A 3,333-nucleotide genomic window follows, 5' to 3' on the forward strand; every position below is an offset into this window, starting at 1 on the left:
TCCCAGATCTTTGAGATGAGGCCGTCGGCAACTTTCCTTCGGCATATTGCGCTCGTCATGCTTGGCGTGCCATCCGCGCCGAATGCGCCCTCTGTGATAACGTCCCGCCTGTCTCAAAAAAGCTGATCTGACCGACCTCTCCTCGTTGGACGACCAACTTTCTTGGTGCGCTTGGCCTGGGTGGGTTTATTTGAGCCCTGAAAGAGTGACCGGCACGAAGATCGCGACGGGGCCGCCGCACGAATTGCGATCGATTTGAGAACAAAAGCGACCGCTGATCTTCAAAAAGCCACCGGTGACTTTGCAGGCTTGCAGAAAAGCTGCGACACGAAACTGCTGCATCTCAATTCTCGTGCAATCGCCGCATTTCAAGGGCTGTTGTTTCTGCGATTAACGTCTACCAATTTGCGCCAGCGCAAAGAAACGCTGCGTCAAGTCAGATAGCTTCTACTCATCTGCAACGGTAGAAAGACAGGAGACTGACATGATCACGCGACGCGAAGCCCTCTTTGGAGCAGCACTTGGCGCTGCCGCCGTTGCGGCACTGCCCGCATTGTCGGCCACGGTTACAAAGGCAGAGATTAGCGGGCTACCTCGCGAGAAGATCACGCTCGTGGCACCGCCTTTCGTGCATCCGCATGATCAGGTCGCCAAGGGTGGGCCCAAGATTGTCGAGTTCACCATGACGATCGAGGAAAAGCCTGTCGTCATCGACGCCGACGGCACGACGCTCAATGCGATGACCTACAACGGCTCGATCCCCGGCCCGCTGATGGTCGTGCACCAGGACGACTATGTCGAACTGACGCTGATCAACCCCGATACCAACTCGCTCGCCCACAACATCGACTTCCACGCCGCGACGGGCGCTCTGGGCGGCGGCGGTCTCACGTTGATCAATCCCGGCGAACAGGTGACCTTGCGCTTCAAGGCGACGCGAACGGGAACGTTCGTCTATCACTGCGCACCTGGTGGCGCGATGATCCCTTGGCATGTCGTCTCCGGCATGAGCGGCGCAATCATGGTGCTGCCGCGCGATGGGCTCAGAAACGACAAGGGCGAACCGGTAAAGTACGACAAGATCTTCTACATCGGCGAGAACGACTTCTATATTCCGCGCGACGATAAGGGCAACTTCAAGAACTACGAATCGGTCGGCGACGGCTACGATGACATCGTCAAGGTCATGCGCGGGCTGATCCCGACGCATGTCGTGTTCAACGGCAAGGTCGGTTCCCTGACCGGCGACAACGCCATGAAAGCGAAAGTCGGCGAGACCGTGTTGATCGTCCATTCACAGGCCAACCGCGATACGCGGCCGCATCTCATCGGCGGTCATGGCGACTATGTCTGGGAACAGGGCAAATTCTCCAACCCGCCGGCCAAGGACCTGGAAACCTGGTTCATCCGCGGCGGCTCTGCGGGCTCGGCGCTCTATACGTTCCTGCAGCCAGGTGTCTACGCCTACGTCAATCACAATCTGATTGAGGCTGTGGAACTCGGAGCGACCGCTCACTTCATGGTCGAAGGCGAGTGGGATGACGACCTGATGACGCAGGTCGAGGCGCCCAAACCCATAGCCACCAACTGACGGCACTCCAATTTGCCCGGCCAGCGTCGCTTGCCGGGCATGGACAAAAGCCATGTCTCTTTTCATCCTGAAGGTTCTGCCAGTAGCCTTGGCCGCCGCTGCTGTTCCGGTGGGGTTCTCGCTACAAGCGGTCTTCGGGGATCGGCAACCCCACCCCATCGCCATCACGGTTGTCTTGCTTTCCGGTTCGATCATCTATCCGACTCCGGGCGAGTTCCTGAAAGAGGGACGCCCGCAAGGCAATCCCCGCCTCGAGCGGCAACTCGACAGACCTCTCGAAATCATGGCCTACCAGGTTGGCGCGGCCGACTATGCGGACTGCGTGTCGGCTGGCGCCTGTCAGCCGGCACAGGAGACGCGCGCGATCCCAAGCAATGCTCCCGCCACCGGGGTAAGCTATCTCGATGCGAATGCCTACGCCCGGTGGTATTCGCAAGTGACCGGCGACCAATGGCGGCTGCCATCCGACGAAGAGTGGGCCTTTGCCGCTGCGGAGCGGTTCGCAGGCGAATTCGAGGGTGTCGAAAACGACGCCAGCAACCCCGCCAGACGTTGGCTCACCAGCTACAAGGCCGAGGTGGACCTCAATCGCAAACCGGACCCGCTGCCGAGACGCCGTGGTTCTTTCGGTTTCAATTCCCTGGGCCTCGCCGACGTTTCCGGCAATGTCTGGGAGTGGACTTCGACCTGCTATGTCCGCACCACGTTGGCCGCGAATGGAAGCGGTGTTGCGAGCTCGGTCGACAATTGCGGCGTCCACGTCCTTGAAGGGCTTCACCGAGCCTACATGTCGAACTTCGTCAGCGACGGAAAAAGCGGAGGCTGTGCCGTTGGCACGCCTCCCGACAATCTGGGCTTCAGGCTGGTCCGGGACCATCCGGGATGGGCAAGCCGGATCCTTGGCCGGCTTGGCATCATCTGAAAACCAGGAGTGACGGGCCACGTCTTCTCGACCGTCGCGAGCCCACCGCCCTTCCCTCGCCTCACCGTGCCTTGGGTGTCGTCAACGCGGCTCCGTGGATCAGGAGGAAGCCGGCGAATGCCGCCATCCATGCGGCGCCGGCCATATCGATCACCGCGCCTGAGGGCACGAAGGCGGCCAGGATTCTCAATGTTCCCGCGAGCAGGACGGCCACGAAGATAAAAGAGGTGCCTCTGCCAGCCTTGAGTTCTCGCCCGGTGTGCCCGAGCGTTGCGCGGGTCATCACGGCAAGCGTCATTGCACCGACCGCACCCGTTCCGAGCGCATGGAGCCCTGCAGCGGCTGGCACGGCGGCAGGAAAGAAGATCGACGCCGAAACGAAGGCAAGACCTAGAGGCACAAAGGCATATGCAAGATGGAGGATGAGCACCAGCGGATCCCGCAGTGTGCGCTCGCCAGCCCAGCGCGACAGACGCCACGCCTGGCAGATAGCGGCGACGGCCATAAGCATGCCTGAGATGCTGTTGTCGGGGACGAACGTCCATGCTCCCAGCGCGATGGCTGAGATGGCTATCGATGCGGTGTCAAAACGGTCGGACGGCGCAGGGAGCCTGCCAGGATTTTCGCGGGCGAGCCAGTTGCGCGTGAAGCTCGGAATGATACGCCCACCGATCAGCGAGATGAGCACGATCGCCGCAGCCATACCGAGCCTGCGGCTGATGTCGGATGTGCCTTGAAGGTGCGCCTCGATATGGAACGCGCCGTTGGCGCACGCCAGGACGGCAAGCGGCAGCAGCACCTTGAGATTGCGCCAGTTGCG

The 3,333-nt window shown here is 60.9% G+C and carries 4 protein-coding genes; 2 read left to right on the top strand and 2 right to left on the bottom strand.

Features of this window, described 5'->3' with window-relative positions:
- Nucleotides 1-186: 186 nt before the first annotated feature.
- Nucleotides 187-342: a hypothetical protein gene (locus EN750_RS39605; RefSeq protein ID WP_189367444.1), complete on the bottom strand. Its 156-nt coding sequence runs from the start codon at nt 340-342 to the stop codon at nt 187-189.
- 142 nt (nt 343-484) lie between these two features.
- On the opposite strand from EN750_RS39605, the gene nirK reads away from it, so the two are divergent.
- Together nirK and EN750_RS25100 are read left to right on the top strand one after the other, a co-directional pair.
- Nucleotides 485-1,591, top strand: coding sequence for a copper-containing nitrite reductase (nirK, locus tag EN750_RS25095; RefSeq protein ID WP_127398097.1), 1,107 nt, complete (start codon nt 485-487; stop codon nt 1,589-1,591).
- A 52-nt stretch (nt 1,592-1,643) separates the two neighbouring features.
- The gene (locus EN750_RS25100; protein ID WP_127398099.1) at nt 1,644-2,513 is read left to right on the top strand and encodes an SUMF1/EgtB/PvdO family nonheme iron enzyme; all 870 of its coding nucleotides are present in this window, start codon (nt 1,644-1,646) and stop codon (nt 2,511-2,513) included.
- A 61-nt stretch (nt 2,514-2,574) separates the two neighbouring features.
- Here EN750_RS25100 and EN750_RS25105 read toward each other — a convergent pair.
- Nucleotides 2,575-3,333: NnrS family protein (locus EN750_RS25105; protein ID WP_145967895.1), on the bottom strand; the 759-nt coding region annotated here is incomplete at its 5' end.

This window comes from Mesorhizobium sp. M7A.F.Ca.ET.027.03.2.1 (genome assembly GCF_003999175.1).
Taxonomy (GTDB): Bacteria; Pseudomonadota; Alphaproteobacteria; order Rhizobiales; family Rhizobiaceae; genus Mesorhizobium.

Coding starts and splice junctions, on each gene's coding strand:
- EN750_RS25100 (WP_127398099.1), top strand. CDS start 1,644: ATGTCTCTTTTCATCCTGAAGGTTCTGCCAGTAGCCTTGGCCGCCGCT.
- nirK (WP_127398097.1), top strand. CDS start 485: ATGATCACGCGACGCGAAGCCCTCTTTGGAGCAGCACTTGGCGCTGCC.
- EN750_RS39605 (WP_189367444.1), bottom strand. CDS start 342: ATGCAGCAGTTTCGTGTCGCAGCTTTTCTGCAAGCCTGCAAAGTCACC.